Origin of the sequence: Aeromonas eucrenophila (assembly GCF_000819865.1) — a bacterium.
Classification (GTDB): domain Bacteria; phylum Pseudomonadota; class Gammaproteobacteria; order Enterobacterales; family Aeromonadaceae; genus Aeromonas; species Aeromonas eucrenophila.
Genome location: NZ_CDDF01000018.1, coordinates 172,571 through 193,708, shown reverse-complemented (window position 1 = coordinate 193,708; position 21,138 = coordinate 172,571). Strand labels below are relative to the sequence as shown.

The 21,138-nt window shown below is 63.2% G+C and carries 23 protein-coding genes; 16 read left to right on the top strand and 7 right to left on the bottom strand.

Going from position 1 to position 21,138, the window contains the following annotated elements; translation table 11 throughout:
• Positions 1-380: 380 nt before the first annotated feature.
• The 4 genes from BN1124_RS19565 to coaBC all read right to left on the bottom strand — a co-directional run bounded on the left by BN1124_RS19565 (position 381) and on the right by coaBC (position 3,944).
• Positions 381-1,217, bottom strand: a complete 837-nt coding sequence (locus BN1124_RS19565) for a mechanosensitive ion channel domain-containing protein (RefSeq protein ID WP_042644684.1) — start codon at positions 1,215-1,217, stop codon at positions 381-383.
• 276 nt (positions 1,218-1,493) lie between these two features.
• Entirely contained in the window at positions 1,494-2,090 is a 597-nt protein-coding gene (gene slmA / locus BN1124_RS19560) for a nucleoid occlusion factor SlmA (protein ID WP_042644682.1), read from the bottom strand.
• A gap of 70 nt (positions 2,091-2,160) precedes the next feature.
• Positions 2,161-2,619 (bottom strand): dUTP diphosphatase, encoded by a 459-nt coding sequence (gene dut, locus BN1124_RS19555; protein ID WP_042644680.1) that lies wholly within the window; start codon positions 2,617-2,619, stop codon positions 2,161-2,163.
• A 122-nt stretch (positions 2,620-2,741) separates the two neighbouring features.
• On the bottom strand, positions 2,742-3,944 hold the full coding sequence (coaBC, locus tag BN1124_RS19550) for a bifunctional phosphopantothenoylcysteine decarboxylase/phosphopantothenate--cysteine ligase CoaBC (protein WP_042644678.1): 1,203 nt from the start codon (positions 3,942-3,944) through the stop codon (positions 2,742-2,744).
• 147 nt (positions 3,945-4,091) lie between these two features.
• Here coaBC and radC point away from each other — a divergent pair, with 147 nt between their 5' ends.
• From radC to BN1124_RS19525, 6 genes are all read left to right on the top strand, one after another.
• Positions 4,092-4,766, top strand: coding sequence for a RadC family protein (radC, locus tag BN1124_RS19545; RefSeq protein WP_033132073.1), 675 nt, complete (start codon positions 4,092-4,094; stop codon positions 4,764-4,766).
• Between the two features lie 137 nt (positions 4,767-4,903).
• Complete coding sequence (rpmB, locus tag BN1124_RS21050) at positions 4,904-5,140, top strand: 50S ribosomal protein L28 (RefSeq protein ID WP_005307492.1); 237 nt, start codon at positions 4,904-4,906, stop codon at positions 5,138-5,140.
• 11 nt (positions 5,141-5,151) lie between these two features.
• Positions 5,152-5,319: a 50S ribosomal protein L33 gene (rpmG, locus tag BN1124_RS19540; RefSeq protein ID WP_005323752.1), complete on the top strand. Its 168-nt coding sequence runs from the start codon at positions 5,152-5,154 to the stop codon at positions 5,317-5,319.
• A gap of 90 nt (positions 5,320-5,409) precedes the next feature.
• Positions 5,410-5,865: a hypothetical protein gene (locus BN1124_RS19535; protein ID WP_042644675.1), complete on the top strand. Its 456-nt coding sequence runs from the start codon at positions 5,410-5,412 to the stop codon at positions 5,863-5,865.
• 27 nt (positions 5,866-5,892) lie between these two features.
• Complete coding sequence (gene mutM / locus BN1124_RS19530; RefSeq protein WP_042644673.1) at positions 5,893-6,705, top strand: bifunctional DNA-formamidopyrimidine glycosylase/DNA-(apurinic or apyrimidinic site) lyase; 813 nt, start codon at positions 5,893-5,895, stop codon at positions 6,703-6,705.
• 176 nt (positions 6,706-6,881) lie between these two features.
• The gene (locus BN1124_RS19525; RefSeq protein ID WP_042644671.1) at positions 6,882-7,754 is read left to right on the top strand and encodes a VirK/YbjX family protein; all 873 of its coding nucleotides are present in this window, start codon (positions 6,882-6,884) and stop codon (positions 7,752-7,754) included.
• Between the two features lie 59 nt (positions 7,755-7,813).
• Here the strand turns inward: BN1124_RS19525 and coaD are convergent, their stop codons facing one another.
• Positions 7,814-8,296 (bottom strand): pantetheine-phosphate adenylyltransferase, encoded by a 483-nt coding sequence (coaD, locus tag BN1124_RS19520; protein ID WP_042644669.1) that lies wholly within the window; start codon positions 8,294-8,296, stop codon positions 7,814-7,816.
• A 136-nt stretch (positions 8,297-8,432) separates the two neighbouring features.
• On the opposite strand from coaD, the gene BN1124_RS19515 reads away from it, so the two are divergent.
• A complete protein-coding gene (locus BN1124_RS19515) occupies positions 8,433-9,476 on the top strand; it encodes a glycosyltransferase family 9 protein (RefSeq protein WP_042644667.1) in 1,044 nt (347 codons plus the stop codon).
• A 73-nt stretch (positions 9,477-9,549) separates the two neighbouring features.
• Here the strand turns inward: BN1124_RS19515 and BN1124_RS19510 are convergent, their stop codons facing one another.
• On the bottom strand, positions 9,550-10,326 hold the full coding sequence (locus BN1124_RS19510) for a glycosyltransferase family 2 protein (RefSeq protein ID WP_042644709.1): 777 nt from the start codon (positions 10,324-10,326) through the stop codon (positions 9,550-9,552).
• A 317-nt stretch (positions 10,327-10,643) separates the two neighbouring features.
• On the opposite strand from BN1124_RS19510, the gene waaF reads away from it, so the two are divergent.
• The 3 genes from waaF (at position 10,644) to BN1124_RS19495 (ending at position 13,796) form a co-directional block, all read left to right on the top strand.
• Positions 10,644-11,741, top strand: coding sequence for a lipopolysaccharide heptosyltransferase II (waaF, locus tag BN1124_RS19505; RefSeq protein ID WP_042644665.1), 1,098 nt, complete (start codon positions 10,644-10,646; stop codon positions 11,739-11,741).
• Position 11,742: 1 nt separating this feature from the next.
• Positions 11,743-13,011: a lipid IV(A) 3-deoxy-D-manno-octulosonic acid transferase gene (waaA, locus tag BN1124_RS19500; RefSeq protein ID WP_042644663.1), complete on the top strand. Its 1,269-nt coding sequence runs from the start codon at positions 11,743-11,745 to the stop codon at positions 13,009-13,011.
• A gap of 224 nt (positions 13,012-13,235) precedes the next feature.
• Positions 13,236-13,796, top strand: a complete 561-nt coding sequence (locus BN1124_RS19495; protein ID WP_197066238.1) for a tetratricopeptide repeat protein — start codon at positions 13,236-13,238, stop codon at positions 13,794-13,796.
• A gap of 94 nt (positions 13,797-13,890) precedes the next feature.
• On the opposite strand, the gene BN1124_RS19490 is transcribed toward BN1124_RS19495, so the two are convergent.
• Positions 13,891-14,754, bottom strand: a complete 864-nt coding sequence (locus BN1124_RS19490) for a YicC/YloC family endoribonuclease (protein ID WP_042644661.1) — start codon at positions 14,752-14,754, stop codon at positions 13,891-13,893.
• Between the two features lie 146 nt (positions 14,755-14,900).
• On the opposite strand from BN1124_RS19490, the gene rph reads away from it, so the two are divergent.
• The 6 genes from rph to BN1124_RS19460 all read left to right on the top strand — a co-directional run bounded on the left by rph (position 14,901) and on the right by BN1124_RS19460 (position 20,955).
• On the top strand, positions 14,901-15,617 hold the full coding sequence (gene rph, locus BN1124_RS19485; protein ID WP_042644659.1) for a ribonuclease PH: 717 nt from the start codon (positions 14,901-14,903) through the stop codon (positions 15,615-15,617).
• An 81-nt stretch (positions 15,618-15,698) separates the two neighbouring features.
• Positions 15,699-16,352 carry an orotate phosphoribosyltransferase gene (gene pyrE / locus BN1124_RS19480; RefSeq protein WP_042644657.1) on the top strand — a complete coding sequence of 218 codons (654 nt, stop codon included), beginning with the start codon at positions 15,699-15,701 and terminating at the stop codon, positions 16,350-16,352.
• A gap of 161 nt (positions 16,353-16,513) precedes the next feature.
• A complete protein-coding gene (locus BN1124_RS19475) occupies positions 16,514-18,925 on the top strand; it encodes a heavy metal translocating P-type ATPase (RefSeq protein WP_042644655.1) in 2,412 nt (803 codons plus the stop codon).
• A gap of 10 nt (positions 18,926-18,935) precedes the next feature.
• Positions 18,936-19,325 (top strand): Cu(I)-responsive transcriptional regulator, encoded by a 390-nt coding sequence (gene cueR, locus BN1124_RS19470; RefSeq protein ID WP_042644653.1) that lies wholly within the window; start codon positions 18,936-18,938, stop codon positions 19,323-19,325.
• Positions 19,326-19,506: 181 nt separating this feature from the next.
• A complete protein-coding gene (locus BN1124_RS19465) occupies positions 19,507-20,661 on the top strand; it encodes a GGDEF domain-containing protein (protein WP_042644651.1) in 1,155 nt (384 codons plus the stop codon).
• A 30-nt stretch (positions 20,662-20,691) separates the two neighbouring features.
• Positions 20,692-20,955 (top strand): YihD family protein, encoded by a 264-nt coding sequence (locus tag BN1124_RS19460; RefSeq protein ID WP_033129044.1) that lies wholly within the window; start codon positions 20,692-20,694, stop codon positions 20,953-20,955.
• The last annotated feature ends 183 nt before the right edge of the window (positions 20,956-21,138 follow it).

Below are 21,138 nucleotides of genomic sequence, written 5' to 3'. Positions count from 1 at the left end.
CCCCGCCAAACCTTATTATTCGAGCATTATACCGGGCCAGGTGTGCTGCCCGTGTAACAGAGCATTACCAATTGTCTGCCATCGACCGAGTTTACAACCAAAACGCTGGGATTATGAGTCAGCTCTGACCATGAGATCTTGCGTTGGCGCATGCTTCGCCAGCCTCGTGGGCTTGAAAGGGATTTCAAGCCGGGCCTGACGCTGGACCTCCTCCATCTGAGGAAAGGAGAAGGCACCGCGGGTCCGGCTCATGGGCCTGTGGCAGCGGATCCTGCTCGGCGGGAGCCATCGCCGTCGCGCTCGTGCGGCCGCTGGCTGACTGCCCTCCAGAAATGACAATGCCAGCGCGAGGGCTGGCATTGTGGTCATGGGCTCTGAAATCAGGCCTGGGTCTTTTGCATGTGCATGACCATCTGCGGGAAGGGGATCTCGACGCCTTCGGCATCGAAGGCCAGCTTCACCTTCTCGTGGAAGTCGAACCAGACACCCCAGTAATCGGCGGTCTTGACCCAGGGGCGTACCACTATGTTGACCGAGGAGTCGGCCAGGGCGGCGACGGCGATGGTGACCTCAGGGTCTTTCAGGATGCGGGGCTCTTCGCTCACCAGTCGCTCCAGGATCTGCTTGGCCTTGCGCAGATCGGAGCCATAACCGATGCCGAAGGTCATGTCGACCCGGCGGGTATCCATGCGCGAGTAGTTGACTATGGTGCCGTTGAGGATGGCGGAGTTCGGTACCACCACCATCTTGTTGTCACCGGAGGTGAGGGTGGTGGTGAACAGCTGGACGGATTGCACCACGCCCGCGGTGCCCGCGACCTCGATAAATTCACCGGACTTGATGGGGCGGAAGATGATCAGCAGGAAGCCAGCGGCGAAGTTGGAGAGCGAACCCTGCAGCGCCAGACCGATGGCCAGACCGGCGGCACCTATGATGGCGACGAAGGAGGCGGTCTGCACCCCGACCCGGCCCAGAGCGGCGATCACCACGAACACCAGAATGGTGTACTTGAGGATGCTGCCGACGAAGTGGGTGACCGTGGTGTCCAGCTTGCGGGTCTGCATCACCTTGACCACGCCACCGCTGAGGAGGTTGGCGGCGATGTAACCGACCAGCAGGGTGAGCAGGGCGGCCGCGATGTTGACGGCATATTCGATCAGCAGTCCCTGGTTGTTGACCAGCCAGGTCTGCGCTTCTGTGATGATCTCGGGTTCCATAGGATGTCCTGTTGTTCTAAAGGTTTATGGCGCATGAATCTAACACCCAAATGCGACAGCTTGGGTCGCATCTGGTGCTTATTTTCCACTATAGAAAGCTGCCACAAAAAACAAGGGAGGCCAAGGCCTCCCACTTTGCACATTCCAGTATGACTCAGCTTTGCGGTATCAGCTCTGCAGCAACTGGCTGCGCATAAACTGCCGCCGTTCCTCGCATCCGATGATGGGCTTGAGCTTGCATTCGGAGCGGATGCATTGGTCGATCCGCCCTCTGAATCAGCTTTGCAGCAACTGGCTGCGCATAAACTGCCACTGGTCTTCGAAACCGGCGGTGGGCTTGATCTTGAACTCGGAGCGAACAAACTGGCTGATCCTGCCCTCGGCATAGGCCAGCAACAGGTTGGCCAGCATGGTCTCGTCGAGCTGGAAGCCCTGGCCTTCCCGCAACCGCTTCTCCCGCAGCGCCTGTTTGAGCTGGGTCTCCAGCTTGTCGAACAGGGTGCTGATACGATCCCGCAGCCGGTCGTGTTCCCCCAGCAGGGCATCGCCGTTGAGGATGCGGGTGATGCCGGGATTGCGCTCGGCGAACACCAGCAGCAGCTGCAGTATGTGGTGGCAGCGGGCCATGGTGTCCTTCTCCTCGGCCATGATCAGGTTGACCCGTGACAGCAGGGAATCCTCGATAAAGTCGATCAGCCCCTCGAACATCCGCGCCTTGCTCGGAAAGTGTCGATAGAGGGCGGCCTCGGAGACGCCCACCTCGGCCGCCAGGCGAGCCGTGGTGATACGCTGGCCCGGACCGATCTCCAGCATATGGGCGAGTGCCTGCAGGATCTGATCGCGCCGACTCTGTTTCTGGTTACTGCTTGCCATGGATTCCCCTAAAAAAACAATGGCTTGATTCTGTTATTAGCCACCGACCCGAGGGGACGGTGTGGTCTTGTTATTGGCGACCAGAAGAACCAAACCCGCCTTCACCCCGTTCACTCTGATTGAATTCGTCGACCAGCTGGAAGCTGGCCTGTACTACCGGCAGGATCACCAGCTGGGCGATGCGCTCACCGGGTTGCATGGTGAAGCTGTCGTTGCCACGGTTCCAGACCGAGACCATCAGCTGGCCCTGGTAGTCGGAATCGATGAGGCCGACCAGGTTGCCCAGCACGATGCCGTGCTTATGACCGAGGCCGGAGCGCGGCAATATGGTGGCGCACAGGCCCGGATCCTGGATATGGATGGCCAGACCGGTTGGCACCAGGGTGGTGTCACCCGGTGCCAGGATCAGTGGGGCATCCAGCAGGGCGCGCAGATCCATGCCGGCGGAACCCGGGGTGGCGTAGGCAGGCAGCGGGAATTCGGTACCGATGCGGGCATCCAGGACTTTCAGTTCAATTTGTGTGTTCATGAATCGCTTTTCAATGAGATCGCACTGTGACGATCGAATGGCTCAGTGAATTCTGCTGTGGAAGCTGGTACAGGCAGTGCTGTCAGCTCCCGCTGAATCGGTTGTCTGTCGGGATCGCGGTCTCAGGGTCGATAGTGACGCGCAATCAAGGCGATGAGATGACGAGCCAGCGTCAGCTTATCGGCCAGGGGCAGGGGGGCTTGACCCCCGTGCCAGAACACGGTCAGGGCGTTGTCATCGGCGTTGAAGCCCTGGCCCGCGCGGGACACGTCGTTGGCGGCGATCATGTCCAGCCGCTTACGCCCCAATTTATCGAGGGCGTATTGTTCCACATCCGTGGTTTCGGCGGCAAATCCGACGGTGAAGGGCTTGTCCGGCAGTGCCCCCACGGCGGCGATGATGTCCGGGTTCTTGACCAGGGTCAGCACCATCTGGTCGTTGCTCCCGGTCTTCTTGATCTTCTGGCTGGCGACCTGGTCGGGTCTATAGTCCGCCACGGCGGCGCAGCCGATGAAGAGATCGCAGTCGCCGACCCGGCTCATTACCGCTTGGTGCATCTGCTCGGCGCTCTCTACATCGACCCGTGCCACCCCTTGCGGCGTGGCCAGGGCGACCGGGCCGCTCACCAGCGTCACCTCGGCACCCGCCTCACGGGCGGCGCGGGCGATGGCGTAGCCCATCTTGCCGGAGCTGTGGTTGCTGATGTAGCGCACCGGATCCAGCGCCTCGCGGGTCGGCCCGGCGGTGAGCAGCAGCCTGACCCCGGCCAGCAGGGGTTCGCTGGCGAGCTGCTGGCAGCAGCGCTCCACCAGCTCGAGGGGGTCCAGCATGCGGCCGGGGCCCACGTCACCGCAGGCCTGGCTGCCGGAGTCCGGCCCCCACAGCAGGATGCCGCGGCTGACCAGGGTATCGAGGTTGGCCTGGGTGGCGGCGTTGCGATACATCTGCTGGTTCATGGCCGGTGCCAAGGCGACGGGTGCCGGGGTTGCCAGGCAGAGGGTGGTCAGCAACTCGTCCGCCATGCCGGCGGCCATGCGCGCCATCAGGTTGGCGCTGGCGGGGGCGATCAGCACCAGATCGGCCCACTTGGCCAGCTCGATGTGGCCCATGCCGGCTTCGGCGGCGGGATCCAGCAGGCTGTCGGCGACCGGGTGGCCGGAGACGGCCTGCAGGGTCAGCGGGGTGATGAACTCCTTGGCGGAGCGGGTCATCACCACCCGCACCTCGGCCCCCTGATCCTTCAGGCGGCGTACCAGCTCGGCACTCTTGTAGGCGGCGATGCCACCACTGACACCCAACAGGATGCGTTTATCGGCCAATCTCATCTGCTGTCTCTCTTCCGACTCACTCTGACTGGTCGGCTAAGATACCACAGGCTGTGGATGACGACAGAGGCTGACATGGGGGACTTGTGGTCGGGCTCCCGCGTTTTTTTGCTATGTTTTCTCTCAACAGGCTGGCGGGAGAGACAAATGAGCATCAAGGAGTGGCCACAGGATGAACGCCCAAGGGAGAAGCTGCTGCGTCACGGTGCTGGGGTGTTGTCCGACGCCGAATTGCTGGCGATCTTCCTGCGTACCGGGGTCAACGGGCTGAGTGCGGTGGATCTTTCCCGCCAGCTGTTGCTGCAATTTGGTTCGCTGCGGGCCCTGCTCGGTGCCGAACAACCGGCCTTTTGTGCCGCTCATGGGCTGGGGCCAGCCAAATATGCCCAGCTTCAGGCGGTGCTGGAGATGAGCAAACGTCATCTGGCCGAGCAGCTGCAGCGGGGAGATGCGCTGACCTCGCCCCAGCTGACCCGGGACTACCTGCAGGCCCAGTTGCGGGACAGGCCACGAGAGGTGTTCGCCCTGTTGTTGCTGGATAATCAGCATAGAGTCATTCAATTCGTTGAACTTTTCTACGGTACGCTGGATGCGGCGAGCGTCTGGCCCAGGGAAATCGTGCAGATCGCGCTCAAACATAATGCAGCCGCCGTGATTCTGGCGCATAATCACCCGTCCGGCGTAGCCGAGCCCAGTCGGGCCGACCGCCAGATCACGGATCGGATCCTGGCCGCCCTGGCCTTGGTCGATATCAGAGTGCTGGATCACTTGGTGATCGGTGACGGCATCACGGTTTCTTTTGCTGAGCGTGGTTGGCTATGAACTGGGCTCTGGCACTGTATTAGTTGATCTTTGATCACGGATGCTGTATAAAATGCCGCCTTCTGTTTGCCCCGCAATCGAAGGCCAGCGGGGCAGATATTTGCTCGAGCAATGAAGTAAGATTTGGAGAGACTGACATGTCTAGAGTATGCCAAGTAACCGGCAAGCGCCCGGCAGTTGGTAACAACCGTTCGCACGCTAACAACGCTACCAAGCGTCGTTTCCTGCCGAACCTGCACACTCACCGTTTTTGGGTTGAGAGTGAAAAACGCTTCGTGAGCCTGCGCGTATCCGCAAAAGGCATGCGTATCATCGACAAGCGCGGCGTTGAAGTGGTTCTGGCTGAACTGCGTGCCAGCGGCGTTAAGGTATAAGGAATTAGATCATGGCTAAAGGTATTCGCGATAAGATTCGCCTGAACTCCAGCGCCGGTACTGGTCACTTCTATACCACTACCAAGAACAAGCGCACCATGCCCGAAAAAATGGAGATCAAGAAATTTGATCCCGTGATTCGTCAGCATGTGATCTACAAAGAAGGCAAAATCAAGTAACCACTTGAATTTGTCTCAAAAACCCGGCCTGGTGCCGGGTTTTTTTATGGCCGCAATTCAGTACACTGCCGGTTCGAGGGGAGAGTCGTCATGTTCAAATTGAGCCGTAAAGGCTGGAACAACCTGATTATCGTCGCCGTGCTGATCGTGATCACCCTGCTGCACCGGCTGGAGCAGGCGCAGCAGGACAACAACGCTCAGCGGCCGCGTTCCCTGTTGCCGGAGTCCACCGTGGTGCTGACCTGGCAGGGGCCGAGCTGGCAGATCGAACGCATCGGCCAGGGCTGGCGCAGTGGCCCGGATCTGGGGCTGGATAGCGCCCAGCTGGCGGCCCACATCGAGGCGTGGCAAGGCTGGTTGTTGCCGCCCGCTGAGGCTCTGCGCGGCACCCCAGTCACCCTCAAGATATGGGTGGCCGGCCAGAGCGATCCCATCGAGGTGGGGCTCTATCAGGACAGCGGCAAGTTTGCCGCCCTGTTGCCCCCCTCGACCTGGCTCGAACTGAGCCAGCAGCAGTACCGCGGCCTGCTGCGGCCGACCCCCTGATCCACCCTGTTAGCGCGAGAGTCACTTATGCCTGAATTACCGGAAGTCGAAGTCAGCCGCCAGGGCATCTCTCCCTGGCTCACCGGCATCAAGGTCACCCGGGTGGTGGTGCGCGACGGCCGCCTGCGCTGGCCGGTGCCCGGCGAGATCCAGGAGCTGGTGGATCTCACCATCCATCGGGTCAGCCGCCGGGCCAAGTACCTGCTGCTGGAGACCGATTTTGGCACCGCCATCCTGCATCTGGGCATGTCCGGCAGCCTGCGGGTGCTGGACATCGGCACCCCGGCCGAGAAGCACGATCACGTGGACATCGAGCTCGCCAACGGCAAGCTGCTGCGGCTCAACGACCCCCGTCGCTTCGGCGCCCTGCTGTGGACCCGTGAACCGGCCGAGGCCCATGCGCTGCTGGCCAAGCTCGGCCCAGAGCCGCTCACCGACGTCTTCAGTGCCAGCTACCTGCAAGGGCGGGCCAAGGGGCGCAGCACCCCGATCAAGACCTTCCTGATGGACAACCATGTGGTGGTCGGGGTGGGCAACATCTACGCCAACGAGGCGCTCTATGCCGCCGGTATTCACCCCAAGCGGGCGGCGGGCAACATCAGCGCCGAGCGGCTGGCAACCCTGGTGGCCGAGATCAAACGGGTATTGACCGAAGCCATTCGTCAGGGGGGCACCACCCTCAAGGATTTCACCAGCGCCGACGGCAAGCCGGGGTATTTCGTGCAGCAGTTGCAGGTTTATGGCCGTGGCGGCCAGCCCTGCTTCCACTGCCACACCCTGCTCAGCGAGGTGCGGCTCGGGCAGCGCACCACTGTATTCTGCTCCCACTGTCAGCGCTGATGGTCACCATTTGGGGGGAAAGGAGCTGAAGTTGTAAGCGAGTATTGCCAGTCTGTTGAAGCCCCGCACGTCCATTACTACTATCTCGCTCACGCACGCAGCGAGATAAGAAAATGACAGCAAAATCAATAGACTGGGATAATTTGTCCCGGCAGGGGCACTATTGTGCCCAAAAAATGGCGCGCTACCTCTACCCCGATGGCAGCAGCCGCAAGACCTTCAACCGCGGCAAGTTCGTGCTGCGCAGCCTGCTCTATCGGCCGCAACTGAGCCGGGTGTTTGCGCTGTTCCAGGCGGAGCCGCTCAGGGCTCTGCCTGCCCACTATCCCGAGTTGCTCGACAAGCCGATGCGACCCTATCGCTTCGCTTGCTCCACCGTGAACCAGCGCACCGAGATGGTGGAGGCGCACTACCGCCTGCTGCTGGCCCGTTACCCGACTCTCATCGAGCCCCTCTATCTGGGGCAGGGCATCGAGCTGGGCCGCTATCCCCAGAGCGATTGCCGCATCCTGCTGCGCCACGACGGCACCTTCCGCCGGGAGGCCGAGCTGGCCCTTTCCATCGTCAACGAGCGGGGAGAACGGCTCTACAGCTGTGCCTTCTCTCTGGCGGGCAGCGAGCGTGAGCTGGCGCTGGTGATCGGCTCGGTGCAGGGGCCTGAACCCTGTGTCGTGCAGCCACAGGAGCAGGTGCGGGCGTTGACCAAGGCCGGTCACGGGCTGAGGCCCAAGTCGCTGGTAGTGATGCTGGTGCTGGCGCTGGCCGAGGCGATGGGGGCCAGTCGTGTCTCCGCGGTGCGGATGAGGGCGCATATCTTCCAGGCCAGGCGTTACAGCCGGAAGAAGAAAGCCTGTCTGCAGGCGGATTATGACGAGCTGTGGCAGGAGTTTGGCGCCGTTCCGCTGGATGCCAACTTCGTGCGGCTGCAGCCGGCGGTGCGCAAGCCGCTGGAGGAGGTTGCCTCCAAGAAGCGCGCCATGTATCGGCGCCGCTACGAGTGGCTCGACGAGCTGACCCTGGCGTGCCAACGGGCGCTGAGGCCGGAGTAATGGCCTCCCGGTTGGCGGCGGCAGAAAACAGAAGGGTCGCCTGCGGGCGACCCTTCTCGTTACTTGCCCTGCTTGGCGGCAATGGCCCGGGCGACGATGGGATCGACAAACTGGTGGATGTCGCCACCGTGCAGGGCGACTTCTTTCACCAGGGTCGAGGAAATGAAGGAGTTTTCCTCCGCCGGAGTGAGGAACACGCTCTCCAGCTCCGGCATCAACCGGCGATTCATGTTGGCGAGCTGGAACTCGTATTCGAAGTCGGAGACGGCGCGCAGGCCACGGATCAGCACGTTGGCCCCCTGCTCCTTGGCAAAACTCACCAGCAGGCCGGAGAAGCCGACCACCCTGACGTTGGGCAGGTGGGCGGTCACTTGCTGGGCAAGCAGGACACGTTCTGCCAGATCGAACAGCGGCCGCTTGCTCGGGCTGTTGGCCACCCCGACCACCACCTCGTCAAACAGCCTGGCAGCCCGGCCAATCAGGTCGGTGTGGCCATTGGTGATGGGATCGAAGGTGCCTGGATAAATTACCTTGTTGGTCATGCTGCTGATTCCTGCAACCGGAAATTTTGGTCGCATTATAAGGTCGTCGCTTGAGAATAGCAGTGCATCAGGCAAGAATACCGGCACCGCGCATCAAGCCTTCCTGCATTGGTGACAGGAAGCAAAGGGATTTCTTATGAAACGCATTCTGGTAGTTCGCAATGACAAGATTGGTGACTTCATGCTGGCCTGGCCGAGCTTCGCCATGCTCAAGGGCTCCATGGATTGTCATGTGACTGCCCTGGTGCCTGCCTACACGGCACCCCTGGCCCGTCTCTGCCCCTGGATTGACGACATCATCCTGGATCCGGGCGCCCGGGCCGACAAGGAGCAGCAACGTGCCTTGCAGGCCCGCATCAAGGCCGCTACCTTCGATGCCGCCATCTGTCTGTTCTCCAACTCCCGCAACGCCATGCTGGTGTGGAAGGCACACATCCCCTACCGGTTGGCCCCCGCCACCAAGTTGGCCCAGGTGCTCTACAACCAGCGCCTGATCCAGCGTCGCTCCCGCTCCCAGAAGCCGGAGTACGAGTACAACTTGGATCTAGTGCGCCGCTTCCTCGCCGATCAGCAGCTGAGCGCGGTGGAGCCCCAGACCCCCTACCTCAGCTTCGATCCCCAGAGCCTGCAGCAGGTGCGCGAGCAGCTGGCCTCCAAGCTCAAGCTGGATGCCAGTCGCCCCTGGCTGATGGTGCACGCCGGCAGCGGCGGCTCGGCCAACAACCTCTCGATCCCGCAGTACGCCCGCCTCATCATCAAGCTCAACCAGGCCTGCCCCGAGTTGCAGTGCCTGTTGACGGCGGGGCCGGGGGAAGAGAGCAAGGCCGAGCAGCTAGCCGCGGAATTGCTGGCGCACGGCGGCAACGGCTGGATCTATCGCTCCGACGAGGGGCTGCCGAAGTTCTGCCAGGTGATGGCCAACGCCGCTCTGTTCGTGGCGGGCAGCACCGGGCCGCTGCACATAGCGGCGGCGCTGGATGTGCCCACCGTCGGCTTCTTCCCGGCCCACCGCTCCGCCACCCCGCTGCGCTGGCGTCCCCTCAACAGCGAGGGTCGCCACCTGGCGTTCAGCCCGCCGGAGGACAGCGATCACCCGGAGGACATGAGCCAGCTCGATCCCAAGACCATGGCGGCGGCGATCGCCCGCTGGGCTCCTCCGTTCTGGCAGGGACAGCGCTGACAAATGCAAACAGGGCCCTCGCGGGCCCTGTTTCATTATCCGAAGCCGCGGGTCGCGGCCGTGCCTTGCACCGTTATTTCGGCGCCTGGGGCTGCTGGCGGATCCAGAGGTCGGCGTACTTCACGAAGGTGGAGTGGGCGGAGAGGATGGCGAGCAGCAGTCCCTGCTTGCCGTCGAGGAAGCCCGCCTTGAGCAGGTACATCTTCAGGAAGCAGCCGAGCGCGTGCACCAGTCCCTGACCGAGGGAGCCCTTCTTGCCGCGTGCGGTACGCTGATCGGCCCAGGCCCTGGCATAACCGGCGGACTTCACCAGATAGTGCTCCAGATCCCGGTAGGTGAAGTGCAGCAGGTCACCGTGCAGGTTGACGATCTTCATGTTGGCGCGCACCTCCACCTTCTCGTGCACCAGCACCTCGTTGTAACTGGTCAGCGCCTTGGGATAGAGCCGCAGCACCCGGTCCGGATACCAGCCGCTGTGGCGGATGAAGCGACCGAACACCCAGGAGAGGCGCGGGATCGAATAGATGGTGTCGGGGGCCGGGCTGGCCATGGTGGCGGCGATGGCCGCTTTCAGCTCGGGGGTGAGCCGCTCGTCCGCATCCAGCCACAACACCCACTCCGACTGGACGTGGGACTGGGCGAGGCGGCGCTGGCGGCCAAAGCCCGGCCACTCCTTGTTGACGAAGAAGCGGGCGCCGAATTCGGCGGCAATGCTCGGGGTATCGTCCTGGCTGCCAGAGTCGAGGATGACGATCTCGTCCACCAGATCGCCGAGGGAGGCGAGGCAGGCGCGCAGGTTGTCGGCTTCATTCTTGACGATCAGGACAGCCGCCAGAGTCGGTTTTTTCACGGGTTCAGGGCTCTTGTTGGCGCCCGGCTGGCGGGCCACGGTCAAATTGGCGCCCATTCTAGCCTAAAATAGCGGTCGGATCAGGGATCCCGGGAAAGATTCAAAAGGGAAGCGGAGCATCACCTTGGCCGGTGAGCGGGACGCTTCCGATGCTTATCTGATGGCCCCCGCTGCTGGCAGGATCCCGCGCCGGGCCGCGCCCTCGGGGCCTGTACAAGCCCGGATGACGGATCTTCTGTTATTTATCCGGCTACTCTTGGGGCATAATCTCGGCCAGTAACGATTAACCGCTGGGCTTGGCCCAAGAGATGCGTGAGATGAAGATATTGGTGATCGGCCCCTCCTGGGTCGGCGACATGGTGATGTCCCAGAGCCTCTACAAGGCGATCAAGGCCAATCACCCCGATTGTGCGCTGCACGTGATGGCCCCGGCCTGGTGCGTGGCGCTGCTGGAGCGGATGCCCGAGGTGGACAAAGCCATCCCCATGCCGCTCGGCCACGGCGACTTCAAGCTGGGGGCCCGCCGCCGGCTCGGCAAACAGCTGGCCGCCGAGCAATACGATCAGGCCATCATCCAGCCGAACTCCATGAAGTCGGCGCTGATCCCCTGGTTCGCCGGGATCCCGGTGCGGACCGGCTGGAAGGGGGAGCACCGCTTCGGTCTGCTCAACGATCTGCGCAGCAACAAGCAGGCCTTCCCGCTGATGGTGGAAGCCTATCTGGCGCTGGCCTATCCCAAGGCGCAGATGAAGAGTCGGGCCGATATCCCGTCCATTCCCCACCCCTCACTGCACGTGGATCTCATCAATCAGGAGAAGGCGCTGGCGCGACTCGGGCTGGATCGTGGCCGCCCCGTGCTGGTGCTCTGCCCCGGAGCCGAGTTCGGCCCGGCCAAGCGCTGGCCGGAAGGCCACTACGCCGTGGTGGCGCAGAAGCTCCTGGATGAGGGCTGGCAGGTGTGGATCTTCGGCTCCGGCAAGGACGTGGAGGTAGCCAACACCATCCGCGATCGGATCAATCCGCTGTCGCGCCCCAACTGTCACGTGCTGGCGGGCAAGACCAGTCTGCACGAGGCGATCGATCTGATGGCGCTGGCGGGCCGGGTCATCGCCAACGACTCTGGCCTGATGCACGTCGCCGCCGCCCTCAACCGGCCGCTGATCGGGGTCTATGGCTCCACCTCGCCGCTCTACACGCCGCCGCTGGCGGACAGGGTCGAGATAGTGCACACCGATATCGAGTGTCGCCCCTGCTTCAAGCGCACCTGCAAGTTCGGCCACCTCAAGTGCCTGATCGAGCTGATGCCGGAGCAGGTCATCGCGGCGGGAAAGCGGCTGGAGCGCAGCGAGGCAGGGGATCTGACCATAGCCCTACAGCCGGTGGAATATTCATCTACTGATACCGGTAGTAAATAGCATGATCTATCGGTTGATCTACAACCTGCTGATCCACCTCGGCTTGCCCCTGGTGCTGCTTGCTCTCTATCGACCGAAGAAGGGTAAGCCGGGGTTCGGAGCGCGCTGGGCCGAGCACCTCGGCCGGCTGCCACCGAGCGGGCAGGAGGCACCACTCTGGATCCACGCGGTCAGCGTCGGCGAGACGCTGGCCATCAGCCCCTTCATTCGTGCCCTCAAGGCCGAGCGGCCGGACTTGCCCATACTGCTCACTACCACCACCCGCACCGGCGCCGAGCAGGCCGCCAAGCTTGGCGAGCTGGTGGTGCATCGCTACGCGCCCCTCGACTATCCCTGGGCCGTCGCAGGGTTTCTCGACACCTTCAAGCCCCGCGCCCTCTGGGTGATGGAGACAGAGCTGTGGCCAAACTGGCTGGCGGCCTGCGAGGCGCGCCACCTGCCGGTGACCATACTCAACGCCCGCCTCTCCGAGCGCTCCTGCCAGCGCTATGCCCGCTTCCAGGGGGCATTCGACGCCTTGAGCCGACCGCTCACTCACCTGCTGTGCCAGCACCAGGACGACGGGGATCGCTTCCATCGCCTCGGCATCGGCCGCGAGCGGCTGGCGGTGACCGGCTCCATCAAATTCGATATCCAGCTGGACGACGATCTGTTGGCCAAGGGCCGCGCCCTGCGCCAGCAGCTGGGGGAGGCCAGACCGGTCTGGATCGCCGCCAGCACCCATCAGGGGGAGGACGAGCAGGTGCTGGCCGCCTTCGATCGGGTGCTGGTGACGCATCCCGAAGCCTTGCTGGTGCTGGTGCCGCGCCATCCCGAGCGCTTCGAGCGGGTGGCCGAGCTGTGTGTGCCCTATGGCTGCGTGCGACGCTCTGCTCACCACGGCGTGATCGGGGCGAGCGACAAGGTTTACCTTGGCGACACCATGGGGGAGCTGCCGCTGATGTTGGCGGCGGCGGATCTGGCCTTCGTCGGCGGCAGTCTGGTGCCCATCGGCGGCCACAACCTGCTGGAGCCGGCGGCGCTCGGCAAGCCCTGCCTGACCGGCCCCGCCTTCTTCAATTTCAGCGACATCACCCGCCAGCTGGTGGCTCAGGGGGGCGCCCTGGTGGTGGCGGATGTTGCCGAGCTGGGGGCCCGGGTGAGCGAGCTGCTTGCCGATGAGCATCAGCGCCGCGAGATGGGCGAGCAGGCCCGCGCCGTGGTGCTGCGCAATCAGGGCGCGCTGGCCCGCACTCTGTCCCACTGCCTCGCCAGCCTGGAAAACGACTGACCCCCGGGCCGGCAGCCTGTCGGCCCGCTTTACCCTCCCATCTTCTCCTGCCGCTCCTGCAATCCCGTTTTCCCGTATGGCGCCTTCGCAACCTGTTCCTCGGGTAGTGCGGGATGGCGTGCCTTTCTCACGGGCAGGCAAGCCGTACGGCCGCGCATCTTCGGGCCTGGGAGGGGTCTAATCTAGTAGTTGGGATCCCGAGATCGAACCTGTGGAGGTGAGTCATGAAAATCCTGAGAACATTGCTGGTGGCTATCCTGTGCCTCAGCAGCGGCCTGGCGCTGGCGGCGGGGGGCGGCGGTAGCAGTGGCGGTGGGGGCGGTGGGGGCAGCAGCGGCGGAGGTGGTGGCAGTAGTGGAGGGGGAGGAAGCAGCGGCGGCGGTGGCTGGTCCATGACCCAGCAGAAGTTGCAGCACGTCGAGCAACTGGTCAAGGCGCAGCAATGGTCGCAGGCGGAAGCAGAACTGCGGGAGCTGCGCCACAGCGCATCCCACTCGGCCGATGTGTGGAACTGGTCGGGTTACGTGGCCCGCAAGTCCGGCCGTCTGTCCGAGGCCTTCCCCTATTACGACAAGGCGCTGGAGATCGACCCGAAACACCGTGGCGCCCACGAATACCTGGGGGAGGCCTACCTGCAAAACGGTGAGCGACAGAAGGCCCAGGAACAACTGCAGATCCTGCAGAAGCTGTGCGGCCAGTGCGAGGAGGCGCAGGATCTGACCACGGCGTTGAAGGCCGCGCCCCAACCGGCAAAAGAAAAGTCCGGTTTCCTGCTCGGTGGCTGAGTCCAGATAGCGGCCAACTTATCGTCCATTCGATGCCAACAAAAAAGCCCTTGTTACCAAGGGCTTTTTTAATAGGATCAGCAACAAAGCGGGATCACTCGATGTTCTGGATCTGCTCGCGCATCTGCTCGATGAGGACCTTCAGCTCGACGGCGGACTGGGTCACTTCGGCGTTGATGGACTTTGAGCCCAGCGTGTTCGACTCGCGGTTGAACTCCTGCATCATGAAGTCGAGACGGCGGCCGCAGGCGCCCCCCTTCTTCATGATCTTGATGGTCTCGCTGATGTGCATCTCCAGGCGATCCAGCTCCTCGGCCACGTCGATCTTCTGGGCCAGCAGCACGATTTCCTGCTCGATGCGGGCCGGATCCAGCTCCACCTTGGCCTCGGCCAGGCGGTCGGTGAGCTTCTGGCGCTGCCACTCGATGATCTGGGGCAGGTGCACGCGCACCTTCTTCACTTCCACCTGGATGCCGTCCAGACGCTGCTGGATCAGGTCCTTGAGGTTAGCCCCTTCGCTGGCGCGGGAGGCGATGAAGTCCTCCATGGTCAGATCGAAACCGCTCATCAGCTCGGTGGCGACCGCGTCCATGTCCTGCTCGGCGGCGGCCATGACACCGGGCCAGCGCAGCACGTCGACCGGATTGAGTTGACCCTGACCGGCTTCTTTCATCACCCAGTTGGCGCCCTCGATGATGAGCTTGGCCAGATCTTCATTGATGTGCAGCTGGCTGGCGGCAGCCTGAGCGGCCTCGAAACGCAGGTTGCACTCCACCTTGCCGCGCTGCAGCTTGGCGCGGAAACGCTCACGCAGGACCGGCTCCAGGCTGCGCAGCTGCTCCGGCAGTCGGATGTAGGTTTCCAGATAGCGCTGGTTGACCGAACGAATTTCCCAAACGGCTGTGCCCCAGTCGCCCTTGAGTTCCTTGCGGGCGTAGGCGGTCATGCTGTGAATCATTGATTGTTCCGGGCTTGATAAAGTGTGGCTGGATTATACCCAGCAGGGGGCAGGGCGTCAGCCGATGTATTGGTATTAGCGGCTGATATTTGGGCCACGATGGCTTATACTCCTGCGCCAATTCAGCCAGCCCAGAGAGCCATCCCATGCCACGTCCCAGCGATCGCAGTGCCGCGCAAGTGCGCCCGGTTACCATCACCCGCCACTTCACCAAACATGCGGAAGGATCTGTGCTGGTGGAGTTCGGCAACACCCGCGTACTCTGCACCGCCAGCGTCGACACCAGCGTGCCGCGCTTCCTCAAGGGCAAAGGTCAGGGCTGGGTCACCGCCGAGTACGGCATGCTGCCGCGCTCCACTCATTCCCGCATGAACCGTGAAGCCGCCGCCGGCAAGCAGAGTGGCCGTACCCTGGAGATCTCCCGCCTGATCGCCCGCTCCCTGCGCGCCGCCGTGGACTTGACCGCCCTGGGCGAGCACTCCATCACCGTGGACTGTGACGTGTTGCAGGCCGACGGCGGCACCCGCACCGCCGCCATCACCGGCGCCTGCGTGGCCCTGGTGGACGCGCTGAACTGGATGGTCGAGAAAGGCATGCTCAAGCAGAGCCCGCTCAAGCAGATGATCGCCGCCGTCTCCGTCGGCATGTTCCAGGGCGAAGCCATCTGCGATCTGGAGTACATCGAAGACTCCGCCGCCGAGACCGACATGAACGTGGTGATGACCGAAGACGGTCGCATCATAGAGGTGCAGGGCACCGCCGAGGCCGAGCCCTTCACCCACGAGGAGCTGCTGGCCATGCTGGCGCTCGCCAAGGGCGGCATCGCCGACATCATCGCGCTGCAGAAGCAGTCGCTCTCCTGATTTTAAAAACGCGGCATTGGCCGCGTTTTTTATACCCCCCTGTTTTACCCCACACCAAGACGAGACAAGCAAGGAGCCAGAATGAAAGCCTACCAGCGTCAATTTATCGAGTTCGCCCTGGAGAAACAGGTCCTCAAATTCGGTGAGTTCACCCTGAAATCCGGCCGCAAGAGCCCCTACTTCTTCAACGCCGGCCTGTTCAACAGCGGCCGCGATCTGGCCCGCCTCGGCCGTTTCTATGCCGCCGCCCTGATGGATGCGGGCATAGCATTCGACGTGCTGTTTGGGCCTGCCTACAAGGGGATCCCCATCGCCTCCGCCACCGCGGTGCAGCTGGTGGAGCAGCACGATGTGGACGTGCCCTGGTGCTTCAACCGCAAGGAAGCCAAGGATCACGGCGAGGGCGGCAACCTGGTGGGCAGCCCGCTCAAGGGGCGCATCATGCTGGTGGATGACGTCATCACCGCCGGCACCGCCATTCGCGAGTCCATGGACTTGATCCAGGCCAACGGCGCAACGCTGGCCGGGGTGCTGATCGCCCTGGATCGCCAGGAGAAGGGCAAGGGCGAGCTCTCCGCCATCCAGGAGGTGGAGCGCGACTACGGTGCCCACATCATCGCCATCATCCAGATGGCCGATCTCATCGCCTATCTGGAAGAGCAGCAGGCAGAGCGGCCAGAGCTGGCCGAGCAACTGGCGGCCATGCAGGCCTACCGCGCCCAGTACGGGATCTGACGACGACTTGGCCTGCGGCCTGAGTTCGTCGCTCCGATCGAGAGCAAAATACGGCGCCAAAAGGCGCCGTATTTTATTTGCACAAAAAGTGAAGACAGCGGCTTGAGCTTACCCTTACAGTAAAGGTTAATGTTTGCTGGTCAACTCCGAGGAGCATTGTCATGACCATGCACATTCAACTTCCCATCAGCGGCATGAGCTGCGCCAACTGCGCCAGCCGGATCACCACCGCCCTCAACAAACTCGACGGGGTCGAAGCCACCGTCAACTTCGCGCTGGAGCAGGCGGCCATCGAGCTGAGTCAGGATACCCAGCTGCCGGCGGTGCTCGAGAGCATCAAATCCCAGGGTTACGACTACGGCGAAGAGACGCTGTTGTTTCAAATTACTGGCATGACCTGCGCCGGTTGTTCGGCTCGGCTGAACAAGATGCTGAGCGCGCTGCCGGGGGTCATCTCGGCGGACGTGAACTTCTCCCTCGAGCAGGCCCGCATCACCCAGGTGCCCGGCGTGCAGACCCCGGCCTCGTTACGCGAGCAGATTGAAGGGCTCGGCTTCGGGGCCCAGCTGGCGCAAGGCAGTGCCAGCGCCCGCCGCCAGCAACTGCTGGCCCGGGAAGAGCAAGAGTCTGCCGCCGCCCACAAGGCGCTGGTGCAGGTCAGCATCTCTGCCCTGCTGACCCTGCCGCTGCTGGTGGGGATGCTGGCCATGGCGGGGCTTCTGCCCTGGCATCTGCCCGCCTGGCTGGAGCTGGTGCTTGCCACCCCGGTACAGTTCTGGATCGGGGCCCGCTTCTATCGCGGCGCCTGGCTCGCCATCAAGAACCGCTCCGCCAACATGGACGTGCTGGTCGCCACCGGCACCAGCGCCTCCTACTTCTACAGCCTCTACCTGTTGCTGACCCTGGGCGTGGCCGCCAGCGGCAAGCTCTATTTCGAGGCGAGCGCCATCATCATCACCCTGATTTCACTCGGTAAACTGCTGGAGGCGCGGGCCAGACGCAGTACCCAGTCCGCCATTCGCGAGCTGATGGCCCTGCGCCCGGAGAGCGCCACCGTCTGGCGCGGGGGAGAGTGGCAGAGCCTCTCCGTCGACGAGGTGCTGCGCGGCGACAGGCTGCGGGTGCTGGTGGGTGAGCGGGTGCCGGTGGATGGCAAGATCACCAGCGGCGAGAGCGAGCTGGATGAGTCGATCCTCACCGGCGAGAGCCTGCCGGTGCTGCGCACCCCGGGTGACAACGTGTTGGGGGGCGCCATCAACAGATCCGGCGTGCTGGAGATCGAAGCCACCACAGTGGGGGAGGATTCCAGCCTCAGCAAGATCATCGCCCTGGTGGAGAATGCCCAGATGGGCAAGGCCCCGCTGCAGCAGCTGGTGGACAGGGTCTCCGCCGTGTTCGTGCCCGTGGTGATGGCCATCGCCCTGTTCACCCTGCTGGCCTGGTACGCCTATAGCAACGACTTCGGTCAGGCGCTGCTGGCGGCGGTGGCTGTGCTGGTTATCGCCTGTCCCTGTGCCCTTGGGCTGGCGACGCCAGCCGCCATCGTCACCGGTACCGGGGTGGCGGCCCGTCACGGCATTCTGATCAAAGACGTGGATACCCTGCAAAAGGCTCACGGCATCAAGGCGCTGATCTTCGACAAGACAGGCACTCTCACTCAGGGTCGGCCCGTGCTGGCGAGCTGGAGCGGCAACGAGGAGCAGCTGCGCCTGGCCGCCGCCCTGCAACAGGCTAGCGAACACCCGCTGGCGCTGGCGATGCGGGAGGCCGTGCAGGGCGCCAGCCTGCCCCAGCCGGATGAGGTGGAGGTGCGTGTCGGCGCCGGTATCCTCGGCAAGGTGGCGGGTCACTCTGTTGCCATCGGCAACCCCTCCCTGCTGGCTGCACTCGGGATCCCCATGCCGGAAAAAGCCGAGCCGGATGCCGAGTCTGGCAACGATGGAGCGACCCGGGTCTGGGTCGCCATCGACGGGGTGGCGGTCGGCATAGCCGCATTGGCGGATACCCTGAGGCCAGAGAGTCCGGCGGCCATCGCGACCCTGCGTCAGCGCGGCATCGCCAGCTGGCTGGTAAGCGGCGATGCACCGGCGCCGGTGGCCCATATCGCCGCCAAGCTGGGGCTGGACGGTGCTTTCGATTCCGTGCTGCCAGCCGGCAAGGTGGAGAAGGTGGAGGCGCTGCGCAATCAAGTTGACGGCCTGGTGGCCATGGTGGGGGACGGGGTGAACGATGCCCCGGCGCTGGCGGCGGCCGACGTGGGGATAGCCATGGGCTCCGGCTCCGACGTGGCGATGGAGACCGCCTCCATCACTCTCATGCGATCTGACCCGCGGCTGGTGGCGGATGCCATCGACATCTCGGCGGCGACCTGGCGCACCATACAGCAGAACCTGTTCTGGGCCTTCGTGTTCAACGTGGTCGGCATTCCGCTGGCGGCACTGGGCTACCTCAGCCCCGAGCTGGCGGGGGCGGCCATGGCGCTCAGCAGCATCACCGTATTGAGCAATTCCCTGTTACTGAAACGCTGGCGGCCCAAGGCGGGCAACCGTGTCAGCGCTCACCCGCACATCTAAGGAGTCATCGATGAACATCAGCAAGGTTGCCAAGGCGACGGGACTGACCGCCAAGACCATCCGCTACTACGAGAGCATCGGCCTCATCTCGGCGCCGGTGCGCAGCGACAACGGCTACCGCAGCTACAGCGACGGGGCTCTGCGAGAGCTGCGCTTCGTCAAGCGGGCGCGGGAGACCGGCTTCAATCTGGAGGAGTGCCAGGAGTTGCTGGCGCTCTACCGGGACGAGCACAGGACCAGCGCCCAGGTGAAGAAGCTGGCCCAGGAGAAGATTGTGGATCTGCGTACCCGCATCGCCGGCCTGCAGGCCATGCTGGCCTCCCTCGAGGAGGTGGTGGGTTGCTGCCACGGGGATGCGAGCCCGGAGTGCCCCATCCTTGACGAGCTGGAGCGCGGCTAAGCCAGCAGCCCATAGTGCTTCAGTCTCGACGAACTAGAGCGCGGTTAAGCCAGAGCCCTGCGTGCTCATAATGCTCGACGATCTGGAGTGCGGCTGAGTGGCAGCTTAATAGCGGCCGATTGATTGTTGGCCCGGAAGAGGGAGTGCTAAACTGGTCGGCTATTGTACAGGGAGTACGCAGTTGACTCAGAGTGTGACACGTCAGGTGAGGCAGGCCATCATGGTCCAGCTCTACACCCATGCCTCCTTCAGCCTGCCTTGTCTGGGGTTGATGGCGATCAGCTGGAGCCTGCTGTTCCACGATTACCTGCCGGCCAGGGAGGCGCTGGGCTGGCTTGGACTGGTCTGCCTGCTGCTGCTGGGACGCTGGTGGCATCTGCGCTGGCGCCGGCCAAGACTGGCACAGCTCCCCTTGCCGGTGCTGGAGCGCGAGCTGTTTATCGGGGTGACCATCACCTCCATCGTCTGGGCGCTCGGGGTGTTGCTCTACATGGACAAGCTGCCCGACACCTACAGGGCAGCCATGATGATGCTCGCCAGCCTGATCCTCACCGGCAGCGCCATCATGCTGTTCGGCAGCCGACGCACCCTCTATGGCGCCGTGCTGCCGCTCGGGTTTGCCATGTTGTTCGAACTCAGCGGTGGCAACGAGCAGGAGCGGATCGTCTCCTGCATGCTGGCGGGTTACCTGTTCGTGTTTCTGCCGACCCTGCTGCGCCGGCTGCGGCGAGATCAGGTCGCCTCCCTCTATCACCGCTTCTCCAATGCGGATCTGGTGGCCGAGCTCAAGGCGGTCTCCGAACACCTCAAGCTCACCTCCCGCCTGGACGGGCTGACCGGCATCGCCAATCGCGCTCACCTCGACGACTCTCTGGCACGGGCCTGGCGTCGCTGCCAGCGCGCCAGAGCGCCTCTGTCGCTGGTGCTGGTGGATGTGGATTACTTCAAGCAGTTCAACGATCACTATGGTCACCAGCTGGGGGACCAGTGTCTGCAAGAGGTGGCGGGCCTGCTGGCGGAAGTGTTGCGGCGGGAGGACGATCTGGCCGCCCGTTACGGTGGGGAGGAGTTCGCCCTGCTGCTGCCCTGCACCAGCCAGCAGGGGGCCGTCCAGATCGCCGAGCAGGTACGCGCCGCCCTGCGCGCCCTGGGCATCCCGCATCAGCAATCCCGGGTCTCGGGACGGGTCAGTTGCAGCTTCGGAGTGGCGACTCTGGTGCCTGACCAGAGTCTCTCCATCGCCGAGCTTATCCAAAAAGCGGATGCGGCCCTCTATCAGGCCAAGCATAATGGGCGGGATCGTATCGAAGCAGCCTTGATGGGTAAGGTTGCCTGAGTTTCAAAAGACAGATGAGAGAGGTCGTCTATGCAATGCCATCGTATCGAAGAGCTGCTGGAGCTGTTGCAGCCCGCCTGGATCAAGGAACAGGACCTCAGCCTGGTGCAGTTCATCACCAAGCTGGCGGCGGAAGCCGGTTATGAGGGCGCCCTGTCCGAGCTGACCGATGACATGCTGATCTACCACCTCAAGATGCGGGATGCGGACAAGCAGGCGCTGATCCCCGGGCTTGCCAAGGACCATGTTCCCGACTTCAAGGAAGCCCTGCTCAAGGCCCGCGGCATCAAGTAAAGCTTGCCCCGACGGGAAGCTGGCAGGTTTTCAAAAGAATCTCTAAAAAGGTCCGTAGTCAACTGGCGACGGGCCTTTTTTGTTACCCGAAATTGCGACGGCACTCGAACTATAGATACATTTAACCCACACAATTAGCAGGTTGTTTAAGATATAATCTGCTTCATAACAATATAAGTGGAG